A 24,330-nucleotide genomic window follows, 5' to 3' on the forward strand; every position below is an offset into this window, starting at 1 on the left:
ACCTCGATGTGGTTGTTACGGAGCACCGGTGAGCGAGTCGAGGAGCGGGCGGAGGTCCGCCGCCGTGCGCAGTCCCCACGTGGCGTCCGCGAGCCGTTCGGCCCGCGGCTTCTCCAGCGCCCGTGCGGAGTTGAGGACGAACTTCGTGGTGAGCTCGTCGGGTGAGAGCGGGTTGTCCGGGCCGCCGCGGTTCGCCAGGACACGTTCGGTCCGCGTCGACCCGTCGGACAGTTCCGCGGTGAGCACCGCCGGGAACTGGCGCGGGAAGATCGCGGTGCACTCGGCGTCGGCCACGACGCGGACCTTCGCCGCCAGCTCCAGCCGCCGCGGGTCGCGGGCCGCCTCGTCGGTGAAGTCCTCGTGGAACACCCCGAGCCCGCCGCCGCCGAGCAGTGCCGACGCGACGGTGAAGGGTCCGCTGAACGCGCCGTGGTAGCCCGAGCGCGGCCGGGCCTTCTCCTCGGGCGGCTCGCCGATGGTGCGCAGCACCGGTTCGGGCACGCCGAGGGTCAGCGAGACGATCGACTCCGGCCGCACGCCCGCCGCCCGCAGCCGCAGCGCCGCGTCGATGCCCGCGTGCGTGAAGTGGTTGCAGGGATAGGGCTTGAAGAAGATGCCGGGCGTCTCCCAGTGCTCGCCGAGCCCGGTGGTGAGCGCGTCGAGGTCCACGTGGTCGCCCAGGAACGCCTGCAGGAACCCGAACCGGCCCTCCAGCACGGTGGGCGGCCCGGTCAGCCCGTGCCGGGCGAGGTCGGCGGCCACCACTCCGGCGTGCGCGGCCCAGCCGCAGTGCACGCGTTTGACGGTGCCGCCGGTGCGGTTGGCCTCGATCACCCCGGCGCCCATGCTGCAGGCGATGCCGATGGCCGAGGTCAGCTGGTCGGCGTCGAGCCCGCGCAGCATGCCGGCCGCCACGGCCGCGCCGACGGCGCCGCAGATCGCGGTCGCGTGCTGGCCGCGGTCGAAGAACACCGAGTTGTTGGCCTGCTCGTCGTAGCCGGCCATGCCGAGGCGGCAGGTGAGCTCCACGCCGACGGTGGCCGCGTCGAGCAGTGCCGGGCCGGAAGCGCCGACCTCCTCAGCGACCGCGAGCGCGGCGGGCAGCACCGCCGAGGACGGGTGCAGCACCGACGGGAGGTGGGTGTCGTCGAAGTCGAGGCTGTGCGCGAGCGTGCCGTTGACCAGCGCCGCCGAGGGTGCGGGCACCCGCTCGGCCACGCCGATCGCGGTGGCGGTTTCCGTGCCGCCCCACGACCGGACCACGGCCGACACGATGCGGCCCGGCTCCTCGCCGCCCGCGGCGAGGCAGTTGCCGAGCAGGTCGACCATCCGGCCCGCCATGTCGTCGCGCAGCTCGCCCGGCAGTCCCTTCGCGGCGACCTCGGCCGCCAGCGCGCCGAAGCGCTGGGCCGGGGTCACGCGCCCACCACCGCGAACGGACGGATCGGCGAACCGGTGCCGCCGGTGATCCGCAGCGCCGCCACGACGAACACGAACTCGGTCAGCCCCTGTTCCGCGGCGTCCTCCAGGTTGAGGTGCTCCATGATGTAGATCCCGCGCTCCACCAGCAGCAGCCGGTGCACTGGCAGCAGGCTGTGCCCGGCACCGGCGGGAATCTGTTCGTACGCCGTGGTGTCCGTGCCGGTCGCGACGATTCCCTTGTCCGCCAGCCAGCGGGCGGCGTCCTCGGTCACCCCGGGCACGCCCGTGTCGTGCCCGAGGTAGCGCCCGGCGTCGGAGAAGTTGCGTGCCCAGCCGGTGCGCACCAGCGCCACGTCCCCGGCACGCGGTTCGGCACCCGCGCGGTCGGCGGCGGCACGCAGGTCCGCCTCCGTGACGCCGTAGCCGGGTTCGAGCGTGTCCACGCCGTGCACGGCGGCGACGTCCAGCAGCACCCCGCGCACCACCAGCGGCGGGATCCTGTCGGTGCCCAGCTCGCTGAACCGGCCGCCGGTCTGCGCCTGCGCCGCGTCGACGCCGCCGTGCAGCTTGCCCTGGAAGCTCACGTGCGAGAGCGCGTCGATGTGGGTGCCGACGTGGCCACCGGTGATGATCACCTCGTTGGCGGCCGAGCTGCCGTCGGCCCTGGTCATGTCGCCGTGGCGGCGCGCCAGCGTCATGCGGAAGCCGGGATGGTTGGGGGAACAGGGCATGCCGGTGAACAGCGGCTGCCCGAGCTCGACGGTACGGGTGCCCCCGGCGAGGGCTTCGAGCAGGGCGGTGGTCATGAACTCGTCCTTTCGTGGGAGATCGTGTCGGCCAGTTCGACCAGCCAGCGGGCGTTCGCGACCACGGCGGCGTCGACGAACCGGCCGTCCTCGTCGAGCCAGGCGGCGACGTCCTGGGCCGACCGGTCGGCGAGGGACTTCAGCAACGCCCGTGCCCTGGCGACCTCGGCCGCGCCGGGGGTGAACAGCCGGTTGACCGGTTCGAGCTGGCTGGGGTGCAGCACGGAACGACCGAAGAACCCGCGCCGGCTCGCGGTCGTGGTGTCCGCCACCAGACCGTCCACATCGGACACCGCGGTCCACGCGGCGTGCGGCGGGCTCGGCAGTCCGGCGGCACGGGCCGCGACGACCACACGCTGGCGCGCCCAGTCGAGTGCGTCGCGGTCGGAGACGCGCAGGTCGGCCATCAGGTCCGCCTCGCCGAGCGAGAGCAGGGCGACCAGCGGGTGTGCGGTGGCCAGCTCGTAAGCGCGCTCGACGCCGAGCGCGGACTCCAGCACCACGTGCAGCGGCAGCCCGGTGCGCTCCGCCGCCTCGCGCACGGTGGCGGGATCCTCCACTTTGGGCAGTCGCAGACCGGCCGCCCGGCTGCCCGCCAGCGCGGCGAGGTCGGCGCGGCCCCACTCGGAGCCGAGCGCGTTCACCCGCACCCACAACGGTTTCGGCTGCTCGACGGCGGCCGCGGCCACCGCGGCGGCGCGCGCGGCGTCCTTGGCCGTGGCGGGCACGGCGTCCTCCAGGTCGAGCACCACCGCGTCGGCCACCCCGGCCATCGCCTTGGGCAGCAAGACGTCCGCCCGGTGCGCGGGCACGTAGAGCCAGCTGCGGGCCTGGGCGGTCACAACACTCCTTCGGCACGCAGACTGTCCAGTTCGGACTTCCCGACGCCGTACCGCGCCAGGACTTCCGCGGTGTGCTGCCCCAGTTTCGGGCCCGTCCTCGCGATGTGGCCGGGGGTCTCGCTGAGCCGGAACGGGACGTTCTGGATCTTCACCGAGCCCAGCTCCTCGTCGGGCAGCTCCACCACGCTGCCGAGCGCGGTGAACTGCGGGTCGGCGAGGATGTCCGCGGCGGTGTAGATCGGCGCGACGGCTGCCTGTGCCTTCTCGAACTCACTGAGCACGTCCGCCCGGGAGCGTTCGGCGATCCAGCCGCCGACCGCCTCGTCCAGCTCGTCCGCGTGCTCGGCGCGGGTGGCACCCGAGGCGAACCACGGCTGCCGCGCGAGATCCGGCCGTCCGACCAGGTCCATCACGCGCTCGGCGATGGACTGCGCGCTCGTGGACACCGCGACCCAGCTGCCGTCCGCACACCGGTAGGTGTTGCGCGGCGCGTTGTTGGTGGACCGGTTGCCGGTGCGTGGCTGCAGGGTGCCGAGCTGGTCGTACATCGTCAGCTGCGGCCCGAGCAGGGTGAGCATCGGCTCGATGATCGCCAGGTCGAGCACCTGGCCGCGGCCGGTCGCCTCCCGCGCCCGCAGCGCCGTCATGATCCCGAACGCCGTGGTCAGCGCGGAGACCCCGTCGGCGAGGCCGAACGGCGGGAGCGTCGGCGGCCCGTCCGGCTCGCCGGTGACCGCGGCGAACCCGCTCATCGCCTCGGCGAGCGTGCCGAAGCCGGGGCGCTTCGCGTACGGGCCGAACTGGCCGAAGCCGGTGACCCTGGCCAGCACCAGGCCCGGATTGATCGCCGACAGCTCGTCGTAGCCGAGCCCCCAGCGCTCCAGCGTGCCCGGGCGGAAGTTCTCGATCACCACGTCGGCGTCGGCCACCATCGCGCGGAAGATCTCCTGCCCGCGCGGGGAACCGAGGTAGAGCGTGACGGCCTTCTTGTTGCGCGCCAGCATCTTCCACCACAGCCCGACGCCGTCCTTGCTCGCGCCGTGCGTGCGCGCCGGGTCACCGCGCGGGTGCTCGACCTTGATCACCTCGGCACCGAAGTCGCCGAGCAGGGTCGCGGCCAGCGGACCCGCGAACAGCGTCGCGACGTCGAGCACCCGCAGGCCGGCGAGTGCGGGGGCGGGCTTCTGCGTCATGGATTCAGTCCTCGTTTCCGCTACGGGCCGCCGTGCCCCAGCCCATCCGGCGGGAGATGAGCGCGGCGGCCTCGGTGACCTTGGGGGCGATGCGGTCGACGAACTCGTTCGTGACCCGGAACCGCGGGCCGCACACGGAGATCGCGCCGACCGGCAACCCCGAGACGTTGAACACCGGTGCCGCGACCGAAGCCGCGTCGGGTTGCCGCTCCCCGCCGGACACGGCGTAACCGCGGGCGCGGACGGTGTCCAGTTCGGACGCCAGCGCTTCCGGATCGACGATCGTGCGCTCGGTGAGCTTCACCAGGTCGCCGTGCAGCACCTCGTCCAGCTGATCGGGCGGCAGGAAGGCGAGCATGCACTTGCCGGAGCTGCCCGCGTGCAGCGGGAACAGCCTGCCGAGCTCCACCGTCATCTTGATCTCGTGCACGCCCTCGAACTGTTCGAGGTAGAGCCGGCCCTGCGGCAGCAGCGAGGTCAGCGTGGCCGTTTCGCCGGTCTCGTCGCGCAGCTTGCGCAGCACGTCGAGCGAGGCGCCACGCAGGTCCGAGTCCCGCAGCGCGCGGGCACCGAGCGCGGCGGCGGCCGGCCCGAGCCGGTACTCCCGGCCCAGCGGCTCCAGCTCGACGAGACCGCGCGCCACCAGCGACTGCAGGATCCGGTAGACGACGGCCTTGCTCAGCCCCAGCTCCCGGCTGATCCGGGAGACGCCCAGGGTGGCCGGCCCGTCGGTGAACAGCAGCAGCACGTCCGCCACCCTGGCGGCCGCCTCGGTTCCCACCACCTGTTCCGGCAAGGTCTCCACCTTCGTTTCTCTCAGCGGAACAGTCCGGATTCGACTGCTCCGTCGGTGCCGCCGACCCTAAGCCATGCAAGCGCCTGAACTCAATAGTTCCAGAAAATCCACTATTGACGGACCGTTCCGCTGAATGTCAGGCTGGATTCGGTTCGCGTTCCTTTCAGCGGAACGCTGCTTCGAAAGGCGGCTTTTCTTGACCGACACCGACCTGCTCGTCGCCGGCGCGGGCGGCGGCCTGTGCGGGGCGCTGCGGGCGGCGCAGCTGGGGCTGCGGGTGCTCGTCGCCGAGGCCAACCCGCACTTCCTGCAGGGCAACAACACCGCGATGTCGACGGCGATGGTGCCCGGCGCCGGGTCGCGGTTCCAGCGCGCCGCCGGGGTCGAGGACTCGCCCGCGCGGTTCCTCGCCGACATCGCCGCGAAGACCGGGTCGACGGCGGATCCCGTGGTGGCGGAAGCGCTCGCGACGGTGAGCGCACCGCTGGTCGAGTGGCTCGCCGACGTCGCGGGCCTGCCGATCGAGCTGCCCACCGACTTCGGCTATCCCGGCCACTCGGTGCCGCGCGTGCACACGATCGCGGGCCGACACGGTTCGGTACTGCTGAGCGGGCTGGCCGAGCAGGCCGGGCGTGTGGAGCTCATCGACCTCCTGGTGCCCGCCCGACTGACGGCCCTGCGCCCGTCCCCGGAAGGGTGGACCGCGGTGCTGACCCGCCCGGACGGCGAGACCGAGGAGATCAGCGCGCGGGCCGTCCTGCTGGCGACCAACGGCTACGGCGCGGATCCCGCACTGGTGGCCGAGCACCTTCCGGAGATCGCCGCCGCGGACTACCACGGCAGCGAGTACTCGCGCGGGGACGCGCTGCGCATCAGCACCGAACTCGGTGCGGCCACGGGATTCCTCGACGCCTACCAGGGGCATGCGGGGCTTTCGTCGGCCGCGCGCACGCTGGTCACCTGGACCACGGTGATGCACGGCGCGATCCTGGTCGACGAGTCCGGCCACCGCTTCGGGAACGAAACCGTGGGCTACTCCGAGTACGCCGCGATGCTGGCCGCACGCCCCGGCGCGGCGGGCTGGCTGGTGTTCGACGACCGGATCCACGAGGCGAGCCTCGCGTTCACCGACTACCGGCAGGTCGTGGACAGCGGCGCCGTCCGCAGGGCCACCACGGTCGCCGAACTCGCCGCGGCGACCGGTCTGCCGGCCGGACCGCTCGCGCGGGAACTGGCGGAGGCCGTGGCTCCCGACCGTTTCGGCCGCACCGAGTTCGGCGCCGGGCTCACCCCGCCGCTGCGTGCCGTGCGCGTGGTGCCCGCCCTGTTCCACACCCAGGGCGGGCTGCGCGTCGACGAGCACGCCCGGGTGCTGCGCCCGGACGGCTCGGCCATCCCCGGCCTCTACGCCTCCGGCGGCGCGGCGGCCGGGATCTCCGGTCACGGCGCCGGCGGTTACCTCGCCGGCAACGGCCTGCTTCCCGCGCTGGGCCTCGCCTACCTGGCGGCCACCCACGCGGCCCAAGTCCCTTCGGAAGGAGAAGGCACGGAATGAGCGAATACGACCTGGTCATCAAGAACGTCCGCGTGGTGCGGCCCGGCGCGCGGGAGGTCACCGACGCCGACATCGCCGTCCGCGACGGGCGGATCGCCCGCGTGGCACCGGGGATCGAGGCGAGCGCGGCGGAGCGCGTGCACGACGGCGGCGGCCTGCTCGCGTTCCCCGGCGTGGTGGACGCGCACCAGCACTGGGGCATCTACAACCCGCTGTCCGAGGACGCGGACAGCGAGAGCCGGGCGTGCGCGCAGGGCGGGGTGACCTCGTCGCTGACGTACATGCGGACCGGGCAGTACTACCTCAACCGCGGCGGCAGCTACGCGGAGGTCTTCCCCGAGGTGCTCGCCGCCACCGCCGACCGGTCCTATGTGGACTACGCCTTCCACCTGGCGCCCATGCAGTCCTCGCACATCGACGAGATCCCCGAGCTGATCGACAAGCACGGCGTGACGTCGTTCAAGATCTTCATGTTCTACGGCAGCCACGGCCTGCACGGCCGCTCGGCCGACCAGAACTCGTTCCTGATGATCCCCGAGGGCGAGCGCTACGACCTCGCGCACTTCGAGTTCGTGATGCGCGGCGTGCAGCGGGCCCGCGAGATGTTCCCGGACCGGGCGGACTCGATTTCGCTGTCCCTGCACTGTGAGACCGCCGAGATCATGACGGCGTACACGAAGCTGGTGGAGCAGGAAGGGACGCTGACCGGCCTGGCGGCCTACAGCGCGTCGCGCCCGCCGCACTCGGAAGGGCTGGCCGTCACGATCGCGTCCTACCTGGCGCACGAGACGCGGCTGCCGACGATCAACCTGCTGCACCTGTCCTCGGGCAAGGCGCTGGAGGCGGCGCTGCTGATGGCGAAGACCTTCCCGCACGTCGACTTCCGGCGCGAGGTCACCGCGGGGCACCTGCTCACGGACATCACCACGGCGGACGGGATCGGCGGCAAGGTCAACCCGCCGCTGCGCGGGCGCGAGGACGTCGAGAAGCTGTGGGAGCACCTGCTGGCCGGGGAGATCGACTGGGTCGTGTCGGACCACGCGTGCTGCAAGGAGGAGACGAAGTTCGGCGACGACCCGCAGGACGTGTTCGCGGCGAAGTCCGGCTTCGGCGGCGCGGAGTACGTGCTGCCGGGCCTGGTGGGCGAAGGCCGCAAGCGGGGCCTGTCGTACAACCGGATCGCCGAGCTGACCGCGTGGAATCCCGCGCAGCGCTACGGCCTGAAGACCAAGGGCGATCTGGCCGAGGGCTTCGACGCGGACATCGCGCTCGTCGACCCGGACCGCTCGTGGGTGGTCGAGCCGTCGGAGTCGTTCTCCACGCAGGAGTACACGCCGTTCCGCGGCCTGGAGATCGGCGCCACCGTGCGTTCGACGTTCCTGCGCGGGCAGCAGATCTACGGCGACGGATCCGTGCTCGGCTCCCCGACCGGGCGTTACCTGCACCGCCCGACCGCGTGAACCCGGCGCGTGGCACACCCTCTCACGGTGTGCCACGCACCGGGCCTGCCGACCTATCGTGCGGTCATGCCTCATCAGATCGACAACCCGCTGGGCGAGTTCCTCCAGGCCCGGCGCGCACTCCTCGACCCGGCCGAGTTCGGGTTGCCCGACGACGGGTGCCGCCGGGTTCCGGGACTGCGGCGCGAGGAGCTGGCCTTCCTCGCCGGGGTCAGTCCGCACTACTACGCCCGGCTGGAGCAGGGCAGCGATCGCAACCCGTCGCCGGTCGTGCTCGAAGCGATCGCCCAGGCGCTGCAGCTGGACGAGACGGCGGCTGACCACCTGCGGCGCCTGGCGGCGGCCCCGCCGCCGCGCTGCCGCCGCGGCCGGGACGCCGAGCAGGTGCGTCCCGGGCTCGCCCGGATGGTCGAGGGCTGGCCGCAGCCCGCGGTGGTGATCGGCCGCTACCGCGACGTGCTCGCCGCCAACGAGCCGGCCATGCTCCTCAACCCGGGGTTCACGCCGGGCCGGAACCTGCTGCGTGACGTGTTCCTCGATCCCGCGACCCGCGACGTCTACCCGGACTGGCCCGCCATCGCCCGCGGGGTGGTCGCGAGCGTGCGGGCCACGGCGGGCACCGACCTCGACGACCCGCGGCTGACCGGTCTGGTGGGCGAACTGTCGTTGAAGAGCGCGGAGTTCCGCGAGCTCTGGGCGCGGCACGACGTGCACGAGCGGACCGGCGGCACGAAGTCCTATCGCAACCCCCTCGTGGGTGAGATCACCGTGCAGTACGAGTCGCTGTCGGTGACGGGCGAGACCGGGCAGACGCTGTACGTGTTCTCGGCGGAACCGGGTTCGGCGGCCGAACGGTCGCTGGCGCTGCTGGCGAGCCTGGCCCGGCAGGGGGAAGGGCGGTGAAGCGCTGGGAGATGGACGGCATTGGTCGGGACCGCCTGGAGCTGCGGGAGGTGCCCGTGCCGGAACCGGGCCGCGGCGAGGTCCTGGTGCGTGTGGCGGCCGTGTCGCTCAACCACCGCGACAAGCTGGTGACGGACAACGGCCGTGGCCTGCCGCTCGCGTTCCCCTTTACCCCTGGGTCCGACCTCGCGGGCACGGTCGTGGCACTCGGTGACGAAGCCGGCCGGTTCGCCGTCGGGGACCGCGTGATCTCCACCTTCACCCCGGACTGGATCGACGGCATGCGGCCCGGGAACGGCCGCACCCCGGCCTACCGCACCCTCGGCGGCTTCCACCCGGGTGTGCTGGCGGAGTACGTGGCGTTTCCGCAGGACTGGTTCGTGGCGGCACCGGCGGCGCTGAATGACGCCGAAGCGAGCACCCTGCCCTGCGCGGGCCTGACGGCGTGGTTCGCGCTCGCCGAACGCGGCCGCGTCCGGGCCGGGGAGACCGTGCTCGTCGAGGGCACGGGCGGGGTGTCGTTGTTCGGCATCCAGATCGCCAAGGCCCACGGCGCCGAGGTGATCGTGTCCGGCAGCGCGCACAAGCTCGACCGCGCGATGGCGCTCGGCGCCGACCACTGCGTCGACCGCGCGCGGGAGGACTGGGTGGAGGCGGTGCTGGCGCTCACCGGCGACCGCGGCGCCGACCAGATCCTGGAAGTGGTCGGCGGGGCGCACTTCGGCAGGGCGGTGGAGGTGGCGGCGGTCGGCGGCCGGATTCACCAGATCGGCGCGCTGGAGGGCTTCGAGGTGTCGGCACCGGTGATGCCGTTGCTGCTCAAGGACTTGACCGTCCACGGCATCGGCACCGGCCACCGCCGGGCGCTGGAGGACCTCGTGCGCGCCGTCGACCGGACGGGACTGCGGCCCGTGATCGACGGGCGCTACCCGCTGGCCGGACTACCCGCCGCGTTCGGCCACCTCGATCGGGGTGCGTTCGGCAAGGTCGTCGTCGAACTGGCCTGAACCCGTTTACCCACAACGGTTTCCGCTGTTTCGTGCCGCCCTGGTGGCACGAAACTCAAGAAGCCCTGTCGGCGGGCGCGGGTTCGCCGCCGGTGACGAACGCGTCGCGCGGGTGCTGCACCGACGCGAGCGAGAGGATGTCGCGCCCGGCCACCGCCGCGGTCAGCCACACCGCCAGCACCCGGATCTTGCGTTCCCAGCTGGGCACGGCGAGCACGTGGTACCCGCGGTGCATGAGCCAGGCCGGCGGCCCGGTGATGACGAGGTGCCGGTACTGGAAGATCCCGCGGCCGAGGCCCAGCGTCGCGACCGCGCCCAGGCTGTGGTGCAGGTACGGCTTCGGCTCGCGGCCGTGCAGGGTGGCGTCGAGGTTGCGCGCGAGCAGCTTGCCCTGGCGGTAGGCGTGCTGCGCGTTGGGCGTCGTGAGGGCGCCCGGAACGGGTGAGGCGAGGTCCGGCACCGCGGCGTCGTCACCCGCCGCCCAGGCGTCCGGTACCGGCGCGTCCTCGGTGCCCACCCGCAGGTCCGGCCGCACGACGACCAGGCCGCGCCCGTCCACCGGCAGGTCGGTGTGCCTGCCGGTGACCGGGTTCGCGGCGTTGCCCGCGGTCCACACGATGAGCTCCGAGTCGAAGCTCTCGCCGGTCGAGAGGACCACGTGCCCGCCGGCCGCCGAGGTCACCTGCGTGTTCAGGTGCACGCGCGCACCCCGTCGCTCCAGTGAGCGCACCACCCAGCGGCCGGGCCGGTCGCTGACCTCGGGCAGGATCCGGCCCGTCGCCTCGACGAGGTGGAACCGCAGCTCGTCGCGGCTCAGTTCCGGATACCGCCCGAGCAGCGCGGTGGCCAGCGACAGCAGCTCACCGAAACCCTCGACCCCGGAGAAGCCGCCGCCGACGAACGTGACTGTGAGCAGCTTCGCCCGCTGCGGCCCGGGCGGCAGCGTCGCGGCTCGGTCGAACGACGTGAGCAGCTTGTCCCGGATCGCGACCGCCTCTTCGACGTGCTTGAGCCCGATCGCCTCCTCCGCGATGCCCGGCACGGGGAACTTCCGCGTGACCGCACCGGCGGTGACCACGATCGTGTCGTAGCCGAGCCGGAACGCGTCCCCGTCGGCCGGCTGCACGGTGACCGTGCGGTGCCCGTGGTCGATCCGGACGACCGTGCCCGCGACCAGGCGGGTGCGTTTCAGGTGGCGGCGCAGGGAAACCGCGGCGTGGCGCGCCTCGATCGAGCCCGCGACCACCTCGGGCAGGAAGGGCTGGTAGGTCAGGTACGGGCGCGGATCGACCACCGTGACCTCGGCCTCGCCCCGGTGCAGCTTCTTCTCGAGCTTCCAGGCGGTGTAGAAGCCGGCGTAGCCGCCGCCCACGATCAGGATCTTGCGCATCGGTGCCCTCTCTCGTGTTCCGCGACGCCGGTCGCGGTGCTTCAGCGGGTGCGCAGCCAGTCGCGGTAGTGCGTCGTGCCGAGGTGACCACCGGGCGCGGTGAGCACATCGCCCTTGACGGCGCCGAACAGGCCGGCCGTCTCGTCGGTGACGACGTGGCGGTTGTCGCCGGTCGCCTCCAGTGTGATGCGGCCGAGCTCGTCGAGCGGAAAAACTTCCGGACCGGCGATGTCGCGGGTGCCCTGCAGCGGGGCACCGGCGGCGACCTCGGCGACGGCGGCCGCGACCTCGGCGGAGCTGATGGGCTGTACCGGCGTGGACGGCAGGCGCACGACGTCACCCTCGGTCGTGAAGTCCAGCACCGACGGGATGAACTCCATGAACTGGGCGGCGCGCACGATCGAGTAGGGGATCGGGTTCGCCTTGATCAGGTCCTCCTGCAGCGTCTTGGCCCGGTAGTACGCCACGTCGGGCACCTGATCGACGCCGACGATCGACAGCGCGACGACGTGCCGGACGTCCGCCTTCCGCGCGGCGGCCAGCGCGTGGGTCTCCGCCGTGCGGAAGAAGTCGATCGCCGCCTCGTCGAACGTCGGCGAGTTGTACACGTCCACCACCACTTCGGCACCGCTGAGCGCCTCGTCCAGCCCCTCGCCGGTGAGCAGGTCGACGCCGGTGGAACGCGAGTGACCGGTGGCGTCGTGGCCCGCCTCGGTGAGCCGCTGGATGACCTGCGTGCCGATCAGGCCGGTGCCGATGACCGCGATCTTCATGGGGTTTCCCTTCCGCCGGAGCCGCGCCCCGGCTAACTCGGACTTCTCTTGTCCGAGATACTACCCGGACATACATTGTCCGAGTCAAGAGCGATGGTTACCCTGGTCGGATGAAGTTGTCCGGTGGGGTCGAATGGGCCCTGCACTGCTGCGTGGTGCTGACGGCGGCGACCGAGCCGGTGCCCGCGGCGCGGCTGGCCGAGCTGCACGGGGTCTCGGCGACGTACCTGGCGAAGCAGCTGCAGTCGCTGTCGCGGGCCGGACTGGTCCACTCGGTGCAGGGGAAGGCCGGCGGGTACGTGCTGACCCGGGCGGCGGACGACATCACGGTGCTGGACGTGGTCGAGGCCGTGGAGGGGCCGCAGCCGACGTTCGTCTGCACGGAGATCCGCCAGCGCGGCCCGATGGCCACCCCGGCCTCGGCCTGCACCGCGCCTTGCGCGATCGCGCGCACCATGTACGCGGCGGACAGGGCGTGGCGAGCGGCGCTGCGGGAGGTGTCGGTGGCCGACCTGAGCCGCATGGTGGGCACCGACTACGAGGGCGATGTACTGGGGCAGCTGGGCCAGTGGCTGCGGACGGTGGACTGACCGTCCGGTTCGGACAGTCCACTGTTCGTGAACTGGGACGGCAGTTGTCCACATGGGGTGGGTTGTCCACAGGCCAGTCAATTGCCCCTTCCGCCGGGCGCCCGGGTGGAGCAGGCTTGACGAGTGACCAAGAACTCCTCTGTCCCTTGTGGAACTGTCCCCGCTCCGCGTGTCGCGTCAGTGCGCCATGACGGGGGTGCCCGTGCGCGTCTGCGAAGCGACCCCGGCCAGTTCGGTGAGCAGCCACCGGGCCGTGGCGTCGTTCTGACGGAAGAACGGGGCGTTGCGGTGCGGCCGCGAGAACGAGCCGAGCGCGCCCCCGCCGGCGAACAGGCCCATGGCGAGGCGGCGGGGATGGGGCCGCCCTTCCACCAGGACCTGGAAGGTGCCCGGATCGACGGGAACGCGAGCTCGGGCCGGGCTCAGGCCGGCGAGCAGCGGGTCCACACCGGACCGCGCATCGGGGTCCCGCAGGCGCGCTTCCACCAGGTGCCGGGCGCCCACCGGATGCGGCAGGGACGAAGTGTGCGCGACGAACACCTCGTCCTGCGTGATGCGCAGGTCCGCGCCCAGGAAGCGGAGCACCCCGGCCTTGGCGAGTGCCCGCAGCTGCTCCAGCCGGTGCGGCGGCGGGCCGGAGCCGAGGAACGGCGCGAAGCCCGCCACCCGTGCGGCGACGCGGGTCGCGGCGGCCCTGGTTTCCGGTTCGGCGAGGAGGTTCTCCAGGACACCGCCGACAGCGGTGAGGCCGTGGAGCACCGCGGCGTGGGCGCTGTGCCGTGGGTCGGTGGCCCTGGCCACGGTCCGGCTGATCCGGTCGTGCATCCACGTGCCGAGGGCGGCCTGGCCGGGAAAGGTGAGGCCCGCCAGCGGCGAACGCAGGAAGCTCAGATCGGCGCGATCCGCCGGGTCGGGGACGGCGTCGGCGACCAGAGCCACGAGTGCCGGATCGGTCACGGGGAGGCGCGCGAAGGCCCGCTCGAACTCGGCGGCGTCCATGCGGGTGCGCTCGGGATGCGCGGCGAACAGCTCCCGGTAGTGCGCCCAGAGCAGCTCCCGGCAGGCGGCGGCCACCAGTTCGCGCGGCGAGCTGTGCTTCGCGGACGCGGCGGTGAAGAACCGGGGTTCGGGGTCGCGCAGTTCGGGGAGGACGGGTTTGGGCAGGTACGGCACGCCGCGCCGGGAGCCCGCGTGCAGGACGGGTTCGCGGCCGCTGGGGCGGTAGGCGAGCGTGCCGTCGCGGTGGCGGATGAAACGGCCGCCGCGGCCCTCGGTGAGCAGGATGGCCAGGTCGACGAAGGCCAGACCCAGCCCGGAGACCAGGACAGCTTCGCCGGGCGGCAGGCGGTCGAGATCCTCGTCGCCGGGGCATGCGGGCGGCAGGTAGGTGCCGCCGGTGCGCGTGGCGAACGCCTGGTGGGCCTCCTGTTCGGCGGTGCGGTGGCCACCGGGATTGCCCTGGGCCAGCACCACCACATCCGCTTGCAGGCGGCGGCCGGTGGAGAGGGTGAGCGTCTGCCGGTCGCCGTCGCTCAACGCCACCGCGGCGGCGGAGTGAACGGTGACGCGAACGCGAGGCGGCAAGCTCCGCACAGCGCGGTCGAAGCACCAGCCGAGATAGGCACCGGCGAGCCGACGGCTGGCGAAGCTGTCCGGCGTAAGCGCGGCGGCCTCGCGGGCCAGCCCCGGGTCGCGGCCGTCGTAGTGCGGGCCCCACTCGGCCAGCGTCGGACCGGGCCGGATCGGCCCGGCGCAGCGCACGCTGTCGTCGGTGAACATCGTGACCTCTCCGGCACGGGAGTTCATCAGCAGCAGGGGCGACTGCAAGGGCCGCCAAACCCGCCCGGCGCCGGGTGGGTGAGGGTCGACCACGTGGATCTCGCACCCCTCCCCCGGCACGAGATCAGCGTTGGCGGCGATGCGCTCCAGCAGCCCGGTACCACGCGGACCGGCACCCACCACGACCAGCACCGGCCCACTCATGCGACGGCCACCCGAGCCGGTTCCGGCTGTCGGCTCGCGACGAAGGCCCGCAGCACCAGCAGGCATCCCGCGAACGAGACGATCGCGCACAACCACGCGGTAGGCCGCAACCCGAGCGCGTCGCCGAGCAACCCGCCGACGAGCGCACCGAGCACCTGGGAAGCGGTCGTGACCGTGCGCAGACTGGCGATCACCCGGCCCAGGGCGTTCTCGGGCACGAGGTCGGTGATCGCTCCGCTCAACCCGACATTGGCGGCCGCCCCGAAGGCCGCGGGCAACGCCAGCCCCAGCACCCCCAGCCCGGCAGCGACAGGCAGTGGCCCGCCCGCCAGAGGCAACACAAAGGCGGACGCCACCATGCCGACGCTGCCCAGCACAGCCAGCGGCCGCAACCCGAGCCGCTTCGCCAGCCGTCCCGCCGCCAGAGATCCCCCGAGCCCGGCGAGCCCGCTGAAGGCATACAGGGCTCCGTAAAGCCAAACCGGCACAGCCAGGTCCCGCAGAAGGAAGGGAGCGGTGATGGTCGCCAGTGCGCCCACACTCACCGCCCGCACCGCCGAAAACGCACCGAACGCCCGCAGGAACGGATGCCGCAACGCCTCCCCAAACCCCTGCCGGATGTCCCGCAGCAGCGAACGCACCCCCTCCCCAGCCGACGGCCCCCCACCGGTCACCCCAGAGCCCCCGCCCGCAGCAGGCCCGGCCGCACCAGAGCCCTCGCCGGACGCCCCACTCCCACCACAGGAGGCAGACAACTCGTCCGCACTACCACCACCAGCCGGTCCGACCGCACTTCGACCACCGGACGACTCACCCTCGCCGTGGCCACCGAATGATCCGGCCGCACCGTAGCCACCGGGCGCCTCGGTTACACCACCATCGCCCACCAGCCCAGCCTCACCGTGCCCACCGTCCGAAGCCACGCCGCGTCCGCGAGCCTCACCACCGCCGAGCACCTCAACCGCACCACCGGCCGCAGCCACAGCAAGCTCGGAGGCCCCACCACGACACGCCTCTGCCCCACCACCACCAGCCGAGGCCACACCCCGCGCACCAACCCCACCACCGCCAGCCGCCCCTGCCCCGTCAGCACCGGCCGCAGCCAAACCAGCCTCACCACCACCAGCCAGGCCGACGCCCCGCGCACCAACCCCACCATCGCCAGCCGCCGCTGCCTCACCACCACCGGGCGCCACTACCCCGTCAGCACCAGCCGAAGCCACACCAGCCAAACCACCACCAGCCGAGGCCACGCCCGCGCCACCAACCCCACCACCACCAGCCAGGCCCACACCCCGCGCATCAACCCCGCCACCGCCAGCCGCCGCTGCCCCATCACCACCGGCCGAAGCCACACCAGCCTCACGGCCACCACCAGCCAAGGCCACGCCCGTGCCACCAACCCCACCAGCACCAGCCGCATCACCGCCTGCCCACTCCCCCGCGCCGTGGTCCGCTGTGCGGATGCGGGTCAGCAGGACCAGGCTGGTGACGTAGCTGAGCGCGTCGAGCAGCAGCGCCACCGCGCCGCCTGCTGCGGCTATCACGAAACCCGCCAGGGCCTGGCCCACGGTGCGGGCGCCGTATTCGCCGCTTTGCAGGCGGACTCGGCCGGCGGTCAGGTCGTCGTCCGGGACCAGGCCGCGCAGGTGCGTGAAGTAGACCGTTTCGACCACTGTGGACAGACAACCCAGCGCGAGGCACAGGCCGGCCAGCCACCAGATCGTCGCAGCGCCGGTGAGGATGCCCGCGGCCACCGCGAGCACCATCAGCGCGGCGGCGGCGTCACAAGCGATGAGGGCGCGCCGGGGCCGTCGCAGCCGGTCGCCGATGACGCCTGCCACCAGTCCGAACACGCAGGCGGGCAGGATCGCCGCGGCGCTCACGAAACCGAGCTCGCCCGGGCTCGCGGCGAAAACGGTGACGCCGACCGCGCCGATCGCCGTCGTGGTGAACGTCGAGCCGAAGGTGGAGCTCACCTCGGCCGACCAGTAGTACCGGAAATCGCGGTTCACGGGTGTTCCTCTTCCTGGCGTTCGACGCGCGTCGGGGCGGGAAGCAGGGAGCCCCTGTTTCCCGCCCCGTGGCGTGGATTTCCGCGGACCTCAGGTCAGCAGACGACGCTGGCGGTGCTCTTCGAAGCCAGCTCCGGGCTCACGACCGAAGCCTCGGTGGTCTCGTCCTCATCCACCAGGTTCTGCAGCTCATTGATCTCCGACATGACTTTCTCCTCCACGAATTCGGTTCAGCAGGAAAACAGATTCAGCAAACGACGCTGGCGGTGCTCTTCGAAGCCAGCTCCGGGCTCACCACGGAAGCCTCAGTGGTCTCGTCCTCATCCACCAGGTTCTGCAACTCATTGATCTCCGACATGATCTTCTCCTCCACGAATTCGGTTCAGCAGGAAAACAGGTTCAGCAAACGACGCTGGCGGTGGACTTCGACGCCAACTCCGGGCTCACCACGGAAGCCTCAGTGGTCTCGTCCTCATCCACCAGGTTCTGCAACTCGTTGATCTCCGACATGATCTTCTCCTTCTTGTTGGGTGTTTACCGGGTACCGCGTTCAGCAGACGACGCTGGAGGTGCTCTTCGAAGCGAGCTCCGGGCTCGTCACGCTGGGCTTGGTGGTCTCGTCGTCCTCGACGAGGTTCTGCAGCTCGTTGATTTCGGACACGCCGATCTCCTTCCGCCAGGGCTTCACTCGACGAGGCCGTCGAGCGTGTACAGGGGGTCCGGCTGCCCGTCGAGCAGCCGGGCGAGCAGCACCAGCACCCCGGCCGAGCCGAACCACAGATCACCGGACAGGCGCAGGCCCTGTTCGCCGGGCACGTACATTCCCGTGGGATGCGGCACCGCGTAGAGGAACATCCGCCGCGCCAGGGTGTGGGCCCGTTCGACGCTCGCCTCGTCGGCATGCCGGCGGCCGTGGTCGTGCAGGGCCAGTGCGATCCCCGCCATCCCGGTGGACAGGCCGCCGTAGTGGGTGAACGCGCAGCCGAACCCGCGGAGCAGCTCCGGCATCGCCGCGGCGAGCCGCTCGTCACCCGTCGCCGCCAGGTAGCGGCTGGCCACCATCAGGAAGCCCGCGCTGCCCGTGGCGAGGTACGGCATCAGCCTGCGGTCGCGTTCGGACACGGGGAACAGCAACCCGCCCTCCGACCGCACCGCCCGGTCCAGCTCCGTGGACAATAGGTCCAGACCAGTGCGCACCCGGTCTTCCTGGCCGGTCAACCTGGCCAGGTAGTAGTCGAGCAGGGCAATCCCGGGCCGTCCGTTGATCAGGCCCGTCGCGTTGTCCCAGCCGAGCAACCCGGTCAGCGCATCGGTCCGCGGAATGGCGTCGGCCTGCTCCGCGGCTCGGTCGAGGTACGACCGGTCGCCGGTGTGGCCGTAGAGCGCCAGGTGGGTCAGTGCGACTCCGGCCCGGCCGAAGCCGAGCGTGGCCGAACCGGCCAGCAGCGGGTGTTCGTCCGCCCGCGCCAGCAGCTTCTCCGCCTCCGCAACGCGGCCGTTCTCGGCCAGCACCCACGCGATGCCCGCCTGCCCGGCGACCAAGCCCGGCGGCAGATCGTCGGCTTCCTCGATCGCCTGGGTGGCCAGCCGGTCGAGCAGCTCGGCCGACGGCGCGCCCGCCACGTGCAGCGCGTGCACCACCCCGGCGAGCCCGTGCCCGAGGCCGAGTGCGTTGGTGGCGTAGGACTGCGGCCCCAGCGGAACCACACCGTCCGCGTGCCCCGGATACGTGAGCCCGGCGACCAGTCCGTCCCGCAGTTCCACGAGACAGCCGAGCGGGTCCTCGGCCACCTCCTGCGGCGACGGCAAGGCCAACCGCCACGGCGACAACTGCGAAACCAACTCCCGCGGCGACGGCGAGGCCAGTGGCTGCGGCGACGGCGAGGCCAGTGGCTGCGGCGAATCCTCGGCCAGCTCCTGCGGCGACGGGGACGCGAACTGCCGCGGCGAATCCTCCGCCAACTCCTGCGGCGACTGCGCGACCGGCTGCCGCGAAGGCGGCAACACCCGCCGCTGCGGCGAAGGCGACCCCAACCCCACCGGCGGCCGGAACCGGGTCGCCAGCGCCCAGATGCGGTCCGGCACGAGACCCTCCGGGTCGATCTGGGCCCGCAGGTGGGCCAGCACACCCGAATGCAGATCGGCCGTCGTGTTCAGTGGGGCTATCAGGGCCAGTGCGATCGAGGACAGCGCGTACTCGTCGTAGCGCACGGGGTCGTCCACGAAACGGCGCGGGTCGGGTGGGAAGAAGCCCGGGGTGCCGATCGGGGTCAACGGGCCGTCGACGCGGGCGGCGGTCTCGAAGTCGATCAGCCGCACGTGGTCCTCGTCATCCACGAGTACGTTGTCCGGGCTCAGGTCCACGAAGACATAACCCAGCTCGTGCAGCCGCTCCACCTGCGCGGTCACCTCGTCGAGGATGCGCCACGCGCGCTCGTAGTAGGCGCGATAGTCCGCTTCCGTGGTGGTGGACCAGATCACCGGGTTGTGCTCGGTCCACCACGAGCGCAGGGAACGGCCCGGCACGAACTCGGTGACCAGGAACTCGTTCTCCAGGTGCCGGAAGTACCGCAACGGTTCGGGGGCCAAGCCCGGACCGGTGCGGTGCAGCTCCCGCAGTACCGCGTACTCGTTGCGCAACCTGTCCTGACTGCTGCTGGTAACACTCACCAGCCCGTGGTGGCCGCGGCTCTCCTTGACGAACACCGTCCGCCCCGTGGCGACATCCGTGCCCCGGTACGCGCCGCCGCCGTTGCTGTGGCGCAGCACCTTGTCGAACCGGACCCCGCCGAACACCGGTGTGCCTCCACCACCACTGTCCATATCGGACGCGAACGGATCGGTGATTCCCTCCGGCGGCTGGAACTTCACGCCCCGCACGTCGGGCACGTCCTGGCCCGAACCGTCGCGGACGAGCCACACGTGCCAGCCCTCGGCGGTGAGCCGCGTGCGCGACGTGTAGGCGCCGTAGCGGTAGTGCACCACGCGGGAGTCGGCGAACCGGCGGTCGCTGAGCACGAACGGGCCTTCTTCGCCGTCGAGGGCGGCGGCCAGGTCGCGCATCACCGCCTCCGCGGTCGCCACGTCCGGCGGGTACGCCGCGCAGAACTTGCCGGACTGGCTGCGAGCCGCGTGCTTGTGATGGGTGATCACGAAGAACGTCGAGCAGCTCAGGTGCTTGAACGCGACCCCGTGCGCGACGAAGATCCGCGCGGCGACGTCGAGGACGTGCTGGGCCCGCTCGATGCGGCACGACAGGTGGATCTTCCAGCCGTCGGTGACGCCGCCGAGCTTGTGCTCGGGGTACCAGCCGGTCCACACGTTCTCGTGCCGCTCCGTCCAGTCCGCCGGCATACCCGCCGGGGCGTACTCGACGCCGCGCCGAGTCGAGCGGCTCAGCGGCGCGTAGAAGTCCGGGTCCGAGTGCACCAGCGTGATGGAGTCCATCTCCGTCCTCCTCCTTCCGCCGTTCCCGGGGCTTTTCCCTTTCGCTGCAACCAATTCTGCCTACCGATGACCAAGCCAGGAAGGCGCCGCCGGGGCAGCTTCCGGACTCCGCGCGGACAGCATGCTGACCCGCCCGCGAGGCAAAGAAAAAGGCGGGAGCCCGCACTGGCTCCCGCCCATGGCGACGCTGGTTTTGTCAGTCCCAGCCGAACGCACCGATGAGGTCGTCGCCCTCGTCGATCATGCCGTTGGCGGAATCGCGGTTCATCTTCCCTCCCCACCTTCGCGTAGTGGTTTTCCCGGGTCAGATCCAGCCGCGGCGCGCGGCGGCGGCGCCGGCCTGGAACCGGCTGGCGGCTTCGAGCCGTTCGAGCAGCCGGGCGATGCGCCGGCGCAGGTGACGCACGGACAGCCCCACCTGGCGGGCGATGAGCTCGTCGGTCATGCCGGCGTCGAGCAGCCGCAGCACCGCACGGTCCTCTTCGGACGGTTCGTCGGCGCCCCGCGCCTCACCGAGCTCGGTGGCCCCGTCCCACAGCTGCGTGAACCGCGCGGCAAGCTCCCGCACCAGACCGGGCTGGTGCACGATGAGCGCTCCGCCGCCGGGATCGGCCGGCACCACGGCGACCCGTTCGTCCAGCACGATCAGCCGGCCCAGCGGCCCCGGCCGCAACCGGATGCGGGCTCCGGCGGCGACGCGCTCGCCGAGCCGGGCGCGGTTGCGTTCCTCGCGCAGCACGCCCTCGTCGTAGACGATCCGCATGTCCACGCCCCGGCGGAGGCTGCGCGTGTCGAGCCGGGCCGCCTCCTGCCGGGCGGCGGAGCTGGCCGCGCGGGCCGGCTGCACCGAGTACACGCTGAAGCGGGTGAAGAAGCACAGCTCCGCCAGCCGTTCCCGCACCTGCTCGGGCTCGGCGACGTGCTCCACCTCGACCGGCTGCGACCCCGGCCGCGGCCGCCCGCCCAGCGCGGCGAGCCCGGCCAGCTCGGCCCTGGTGCCGCCGATGTCGCGCTGGCGGCGCAGCATCTCGTGCTCCAGCCGTTCGATCAGCTCCCCGATGGCGACCTCGGGATCGCCGGGAACCACGCCACTCGGGGCGGTCGCGGAGACCTCCACGACCCCGAGGGCGAGCAGGCCGGTCAGTGCCGCGCGGACCACGTCCTCGCCCGTCCTGACGAGCGTGGCGAGCGCGGCGGTGTCGCGCCCGGGGTCGGCGAGCAGAGCGCGGTAGACGTTCTCCTGCACCGAGTCGAAACCCAGGTCCCGCAGTGACATCGCACCTCCCGTGTCCTCACGGGAACTGTGCTCCTCCCCGCCCGTGCGCACATGGGTACTGCCTCCCCATATTCGCCGCGACCCGGGTACCCGCACACGAAAACCGGCCTCCCCCACGACGTGGGAGAGGCCGGTGGCGGACGGGGGAACGGTTACTCGACTTCCCAGGGACCGAACGCCTGCAACGGTTCCTCGCACCGGGTGGCGTCCCCGATCACGACCGCGGCCAGCAGCTTCGGGGCCAGCAGGTGCACGCCGACGTGGTAGATGTCCGACGCCGTCACCGCCGCGAGCCGCGCCGGGTGACCGCGGATCCACTCCAGGTCCAGGCCGACGCCGAGCAACGTCACCAGGCTCGTCGCCAGCCCGGCGCGCGTGGCGACCGACATCGCCAGCGTGCCCACCGCGTACTGGCGCACGTTGTCCAGCTCCTCGGCGCTGGGCCGCAGGGTGGACAGCCTGCCCAGCTCGTACCACATCTCCAGCAGGGCCGGTGCCGTCACCTCCGTGGCGACGTCCGCCTCGATCACCAGCGTGGAGCCCGCGACGTTGTGCAGGATCCGGCTGCGCGGGGTGTAGGTGTAGCCCTTGTCCTCCCGGATGTTGGCCACCAGCCGCGAGGAGAAGTAGCCGCCGTAGATCAGGTTGGCCAGCTGCAGCGCGGGGAACAGCGGGTCGTCGCGCCGCACCGCCGGGCCGCCGATCCGGATCGAGGACTGCACCGAGCCAGGGCGGTGGAACAGCCGGGACGCACCCGCCGGCGCTTCGGGCGGCAGCGCGGGAGGCGGGGGCACCGCGGCGCCCCCGCGACGCCAGCCGGCGAAGAGCCGCCCCGCGGTGGCCACGGCCTCGTCGGGGTCGAGGGCACCGACCAGGACCAGCACGGCGTGGTCCGGCACGACGCGTTCGGCGTGCAGGGCCCGCAGGTCCTCCGGCGTCACCTCGTCCACCTCGGGGCCGGTGGGCAGGCTGGCGCCGTACGGGTGCTCGCCGTAGAGGTGGCGGTGCAGGATCTCCCGCGCCCGCACCCCGGCCTGCGAGCGGGCCGCGGTCAGCCGGGGCACCAGGCGGGCGCGTTCCGCGCGCACCTCCTCGTCCGGGTAGGTCGCGCTGGTCACGACCTCCACGAGCACGGCCAGCAGGTCCTCGTAGGCGTCGGCCAGCACGGTGCCGCAGAACAGGATCTGGTCGTGGTCGACCTCGGCACGCAGGGGCGCGCCGAGGTCGCCGATCCGCTCGGCCAGCCCGATCCGGCCGGTCTCCGCCGTGCCGGACAGCGCGGTTTCGGCCAGCAGCCACGCGCGGGCGAGGTGGCGGGGCTTCGTCGAGCCGAACGGGACGCTGAGGCGCACCTCGACCAGCGGCGCCCCGGGGCGGTTCAGCGCCAGCAGCCGCAAACCGTTGGCACAGCGGTCTTCCGTGGTGGGGGGCGCGGCGATCTCGGGCCACGGCCCCAGGGCGGGAATCGCGGGAGCGCTCATGCGGCTCGTCCTTCCTGAGCGCGCGGCGCGGGCAGAAGCTCGACGACGGCACGCCGGTCCGCGGTGACGTGGGAGGCGGCGTGGCGCACCTGGTCGGCCGTGACGGCGGCGAGCAGGCCCGGCAGTTCGCCGAGCAACTCCGCGCGGCCGTGCCGCAGTTCGAGGCTCGCCAGCGCCTGCGTGCGGGCGAGGACGGCATCGGTTTCCAGCAGCAGCCGCGTGGTCAGCCTGCCCGCGACGCGCCGCAGTTCCCGCTCGCCCGGACCGTCGGCGGCGACGCGGGCGAACTCCTCGTCGAGCGCGTCGAGCACCTGCTGGGCGGACGTGCCCGGCGTCTGGCGCGCGGTACAGACCAGTGCCGTGGGATGACCGGCGTCGAACGGGTCGCCGAGCATCCCCAGGTAGCAGCGCTGGCTCGTGGCGAGGCGGCCGTCGCGCACCAGGCGCCGGTGCAACCGCGAGGCCGGGCCGTCGGACATCACCTCGGTGAGCAGCAGGTACGGCAGGTACGCGGCCCACTCCCCCACCGGGTCCGGCACCCGCCAGCCCGCGGCGACGGCGGGCAGCGGGGCGTGCCGGTCGAAGCGGGTGCTCCGCCGCTGCGCCGTCAGCTCCGGTTCGGTGAAGTCCGGGCGCGCCGGGGCGGGCCGGTACGGGATCGGCTCGAAGTGGCGGCGCACCATCTCCAGCGCCTCGTCCACCTCGAAGTCACCGCCCACGGTCAGCAGCGCGTTGGCCGGGGCGTAGTAGCGGTCGAAGAACTGCCGCGCGTCCTCGACGGTGGCCGAGTCGAGGTCCTCGAACGAGCCGTACCCGTCGTGCGCGTTGGCGAAGGTGTCGAAGAGGACGCCGGGCAGGCTCACCCACGGGAAGCAGCCGTAGGGCTTGTTGGTGACGTTGACCCGGATCTCCTCCTTCACCACGTCGATCTGCACCCGCAGGTTCTCCGCGTTGAGGTCCGGCGCGCGCATCCGGTCGGCCTCCAGGAACAACGCGCGTTCGAGGGCGTTGCTGGGCAGCACGTTGTGGTACTGCGTGTAGTCCAGGTGGGTGCTGCCGTTGAACAGCCCGCCCGCCGACTGCACGTGGCGGGCGTGGTCGAGCTTGGGCAGCTGCTCCGAGCCCTGGAACATCAGGTGCTCGAACAGGTGCGCGAACCCGGTGCGGCCCTCGGGCTCGGAGCGCATGCCCACGTCGTAGTGCACGGTGACGGCGACGACCGGCACCGTGCGGTCGGGGGCGAGCAGCACCCGCAGCCCGTTGGCCAGCGTGGTGCGGACCAGTGAAGGTCTCTCCACGGTCGTCTCCTTCCGGTTCGGAAATCAGCGGAACGGCACGCAGAGGCCGGGGGTCGTGTCGCCCTCGTCCTCCTCCAGCACTTCGATGAAGTT

General features: G+C 72.3%; 18 protein-coding genes. 5 read left to right on the forward strand and 13 right to left on the reverse strand.

Annotated features, from left to right (window positions below; all coding sequences use genetic code 11):
* Positions 1 to 15: 15 nt before the first annotated feature.
* From FHX82_RS24940 to FHX82_RS24960, 5 genes are read right to left on the reverse strand one after another with little or no spacing between them, the layout of a single operon-like run.
* Complete coding sequence (locus FHX82_RS24940) at positions 16 to 1,419, reverse strand: MmgE/PrpD family protein (protein ID WP_145934592.1); 1,404 nt, start codon at positions 1,417 to 1,419, stop codon at positions 16 to 18.
* Positions 1,416 to 2,228 carry a cyclase family protein gene (locus FHX82_RS24945; protein ID WP_145934591.1) on the reverse strand — a complete coding sequence of 271 codons (813 nt, stop codon included), beginning with the start codon at positions 2,226 to 2,228 and terminating at the stop codon, positions 1,416 to 1,418. The genes FHX82_RS24940 and FHX82_RS24945 overlap by 4 nt, the downstream gene beginning before the upstream one ends.
* Positions 2,225 to 3,070, reverse strand: a complete 846-nt coding sequence (locus tag FHX82_RS24950) for an HpcH/HpaI aldolase/citrate lyase family protein (RefSeq protein WP_145934590.1) — start codon at positions 3,068 to 3,070, stop codon at positions 2,225 to 2,227. Before FHX82_RS24950 ends, FHX82_RS24945 begins: the two co-directional genes overlap by 4 nt.
* Positions 3,067 to 4,263: a CaiB/BaiF CoA transferase family protein gene (locus FHX82_RS24955; protein ID WP_145934589.1), complete on the reverse strand. Its 1,197-nt coding sequence runs from the start codon at positions 4,261 to 4,263 to the stop codon at positions 3,067 to 3,069. The genes FHX82_RS24950 and FHX82_RS24955 overlap by 4 nt, the downstream gene beginning before the upstream one ends.
* A gap of 4 nt (positions 4,264 to 4,267) precedes the next feature.
* Positions 4,268 to 5,059, reverse strand: coding sequence for an IclR family transcriptional regulator (locus FHX82_RS24960; protein ID WP_183176810.1), 792 nt, complete (start codon positions 5,057 to 5,059; stop codon positions 4,268 to 4,270).
* 196 nt (positions 5,060 to 5,255) lie between these two features.
* On the opposite strand from FHX82_RS24960, the gene FHX82_RS24965 reads away from it, so the two are divergent.
* From FHX82_RS24965 to FHX82_RS24980, 4 genes are all read left to right on the forward strand, one after another.
* The gene (locus FHX82_RS24965; protein ID WP_229880366.1) at positions 5,256 to 6,614 is read left to right on the forward strand and encodes an FAD-dependent oxidoreductase; all 1,359 of its coding nucleotides are present in this window, start codon (positions 5,256 to 5,258) and stop codon (positions 6,612 to 6,614) included.
* On the forward strand, positions 6,611 to 8,074 hold the full coding sequence (locus FHX82_RS24970; protein WP_145934586.1) for a dihydroorotase: 1,464 nt from the start codon (positions 6,611 to 6,613) through the stop codon (positions 8,072 to 8,074). The genes FHX82_RS24965 and FHX82_RS24970 overlap by 4 nt, the downstream gene beginning before the upstream one ends.
* Positions 8,075 to 8,140: 66 nt before the next feature.
* Complete coding sequence (locus FHX82_RS24975; RefSeq protein ID WP_145934585.1) at positions 8,141 to 8,977, forward strand: helix-turn-helix domain-containing protein; 837 nt, start codon at positions 8,141 to 8,143, stop codon at positions 8,975 to 8,977.
* Entirely contained in the window at positions 8,974 to 9,984 is a 1,011-nt protein-coding gene (locus FHX82_RS24980) for a zinc-dependent alcohol dehydrogenase family protein (protein ID WP_221216498.1), read from the forward strand. Before FHX82_RS24975 ends, FHX82_RS24980 begins: the two co-directional genes overlap by 4 nt.
* A 55-nt stretch (positions 9,985 to 10,039) precedes the next feature.
* Here FHX82_RS24980 and FHX82_RS24985 read toward each other — a convergent pair whose 3' ends face one another.
* Both FHX82_RS24985 and FHX82_RS24990 read right to left on the reverse strand, forming a co-directional pair.
* Positions 10,040 to 11,374, reverse strand: coding sequence for an NAD(P)/FAD-dependent oxidoreductase (locus tag FHX82_RS24985; RefSeq protein WP_145934584.1), 1,335 nt, complete (start codon positions 11,372 to 11,374; stop codon positions 10,040 to 10,042).
* A gap of 41 nt (positions 11,375 to 11,415) precedes the next feature.
* Positions 11,416 to 12,147, reverse strand: a complete 732-nt coding sequence (locus FHX82_RS24990; protein ID WP_145934583.1) for an SDR family oxidoreductase — start codon at positions 12,145 to 12,147, stop codon at positions 11,416 to 11,418.
* 110 nt (positions 12,148 to 12,257) lie between these two features.
* Here FHX82_RS24990 and FHX82_RS24995 point away from each other — a divergent pair, with 110 nt between their 5' ends.
* Positions 12,258 to 12,737, forward strand: coding sequence for an RrF2 family transcriptional regulator (locus FHX82_RS24995; protein ID WP_145934582.1), 480 nt, complete (start codon positions 12,258 to 12,260; stop codon positions 12,735 to 12,737).
* A gap of 177 nt (positions 12,738 to 12,914) precedes the next feature.
* Here FHX82_RS24995 and FHX82_RS25000 read toward each other — a convergent pair whose 3' ends face one another.
* The 6 genes from FHX82_RS25000 to FHX82_RS25025 all read right to left on the reverse strand — a co-directional run bounded on the left by FHX82_RS25000 (position 12,915) and on the right by FHX82_RS25025 (position 24,237).
* On the reverse strand, positions 12,915 to 14,720 hold the full coding sequence (locus tag FHX82_RS25000) for an FAD/NAD(P)-binding protein (protein WP_145934581.1): 1,806 nt from the start codon (positions 14,718 to 14,720) through the stop codon (positions 12,915 to 12,917).
* On the reverse strand, positions 14,717 to 16,735 hold the full coding sequence (locus FHX82_RS25005) for an MFS transporter (RefSeq protein WP_183176811.1): 2,019 nt from the start codon (positions 16,733 to 16,735) through the stop codon (positions 14,717 to 14,719). Before FHX82_RS25005 ends, FHX82_RS25000 begins: the two co-directional genes overlap by 4 nt.
* 684 nt (positions 16,736 to 17,419) lie before the next feature.
* Complete coding sequence (gene lanKC / locus FHX82_RS25010; protein WP_145935306.1) at positions 17,420 to 20,182, reverse strand: class III lanthionine synthetase LanKC; 2,763 nt, start codon at positions 20,180 to 20,182, stop codon at positions 17,420 to 17,422.
* A gap of 304 nt (positions 20,183 to 20,486) precedes the next feature.
* Positions 20,487 to 21,458 carry a hypothetical protein gene (locus FHX82_RS25015; protein WP_145935307.1) on the reverse strand — a complete coding sequence of 324 codons (972 nt, stop codon included), beginning with the start codon at positions 21,456 to 21,458 and terminating at the stop codon, positions 20,487 to 20,489.
* A gap of 152 nt (positions 21,459 to 21,610) precedes the next feature.
* Positions 21,611 to 22,939 (reverse strand): M16 family metallopeptidase, encoded by a 1,329-nt coding sequence (locus tag FHX82_RS25020; protein ID WP_145935308.1) that lies wholly within the window; start codon positions 22,937 to 22,939, stop codon positions 21,611 to 21,613.
* Positions 22,936 to 24,237: a M16 family metallopeptidase gene (locus tag FHX82_RS25025; RefSeq protein ID WP_222425964.1), complete on the reverse strand. Its 1,302-nt coding sequence runs from the start codon at positions 24,235 to 24,237 to the stop codon at positions 22,936 to 22,938. The genes FHX82_RS25020 and FHX82_RS25025 overlap by 4 nt, the downstream gene beginning before the upstream one ends.
* Positions 24,238 to 24,330 lie beyond the last annotated feature (93 nt).

The organism is Amycolatopsis bartoniae (assembly GCF_014191255.1).
Taxonomy (GTDB): Bacteria; Actinomycetota; Actinomycetes; order Mycobacteriales; family Pseudonocardiaceae; genus Amycolatopsis_E; species Amycolatopsis_E bartoniae.

Coding starts and splice junctions, on each gene's coding strand:
- FHX82_RS24945 (WP_145934591.1), bottom strand. CDS start 2,228: ATGACCACCGCCCTGCTCGAAGCCCTCGCCGGGGGCACCCGTACCGTC.
- FHX82_RS24955 (WP_145934589.1), bottom strand. CDS start 4,263: ATGACGCAGAAGCCCGCCCCCGCACTCGCCGGCCTGCGGGTGCTCGAC.
- FHX82_RS24970 (WP_145934586.1), top strand. CDS start 6,611: ATGAGCGAATACGACCTGGTCATCAAGAACGTCCGCGTGGTGCGGCCC.
- FHX82_RS24975 (WP_145934585.1), top strand. CDS start 8,141: ATGCCTCATCAGATCGACAACCCGCTGGGCGAGTTCCTCCAGGCCCGG.
- FHX82_RS24985 (WP_145934584.1), bottom strand. CDS start 11,374: ATGCGCAAGATCCTGATCGTGGGCGGCGGCTACGCCGGCTTCTACACC.
- FHX82_RS24990 (WP_145934583.1), bottom strand. CDS start 12,147: ATGAAGATCGCGGTCATCGGCACCGGCCTGATCGGCACGCAGGTCATC.
- FHX82_RS24995 (WP_145934582.1), top strand. CDS start 12,258: ATGAAGTTGTCCGGTGGGGTCGAATGGGCCCTGCACTGCTGCGTGGTG.
- FHX82_RS25000 (WP_145934581.1), bottom strand. CDS start 14,720: ATGAGTGGGCCGGTGCTGGTCGTGGTGGGTGCCGGTCCGCGTGGTACC.
- lanKC (WP_145935306.1), bottom strand. CDS start 20,182: ATGGACTCCATCACGCTGGTGCACTCGGACCCGGACTTCTACGCGCCG.
- FHX82_RS25015 (WP_145935307.1), bottom strand. CDS start 21,458: ATGTCACTGCGGGACCTGGGTTTCGACTCGGTGCAGGAGAACGTCTAC.
- FHX82_RS25020 (WP_145935308.1), bottom strand. CDS start 22,939: ATGAGCGCTCCCGCGATTCCCGCCCTGGGGCCGTGGCCCGAGATCGCC.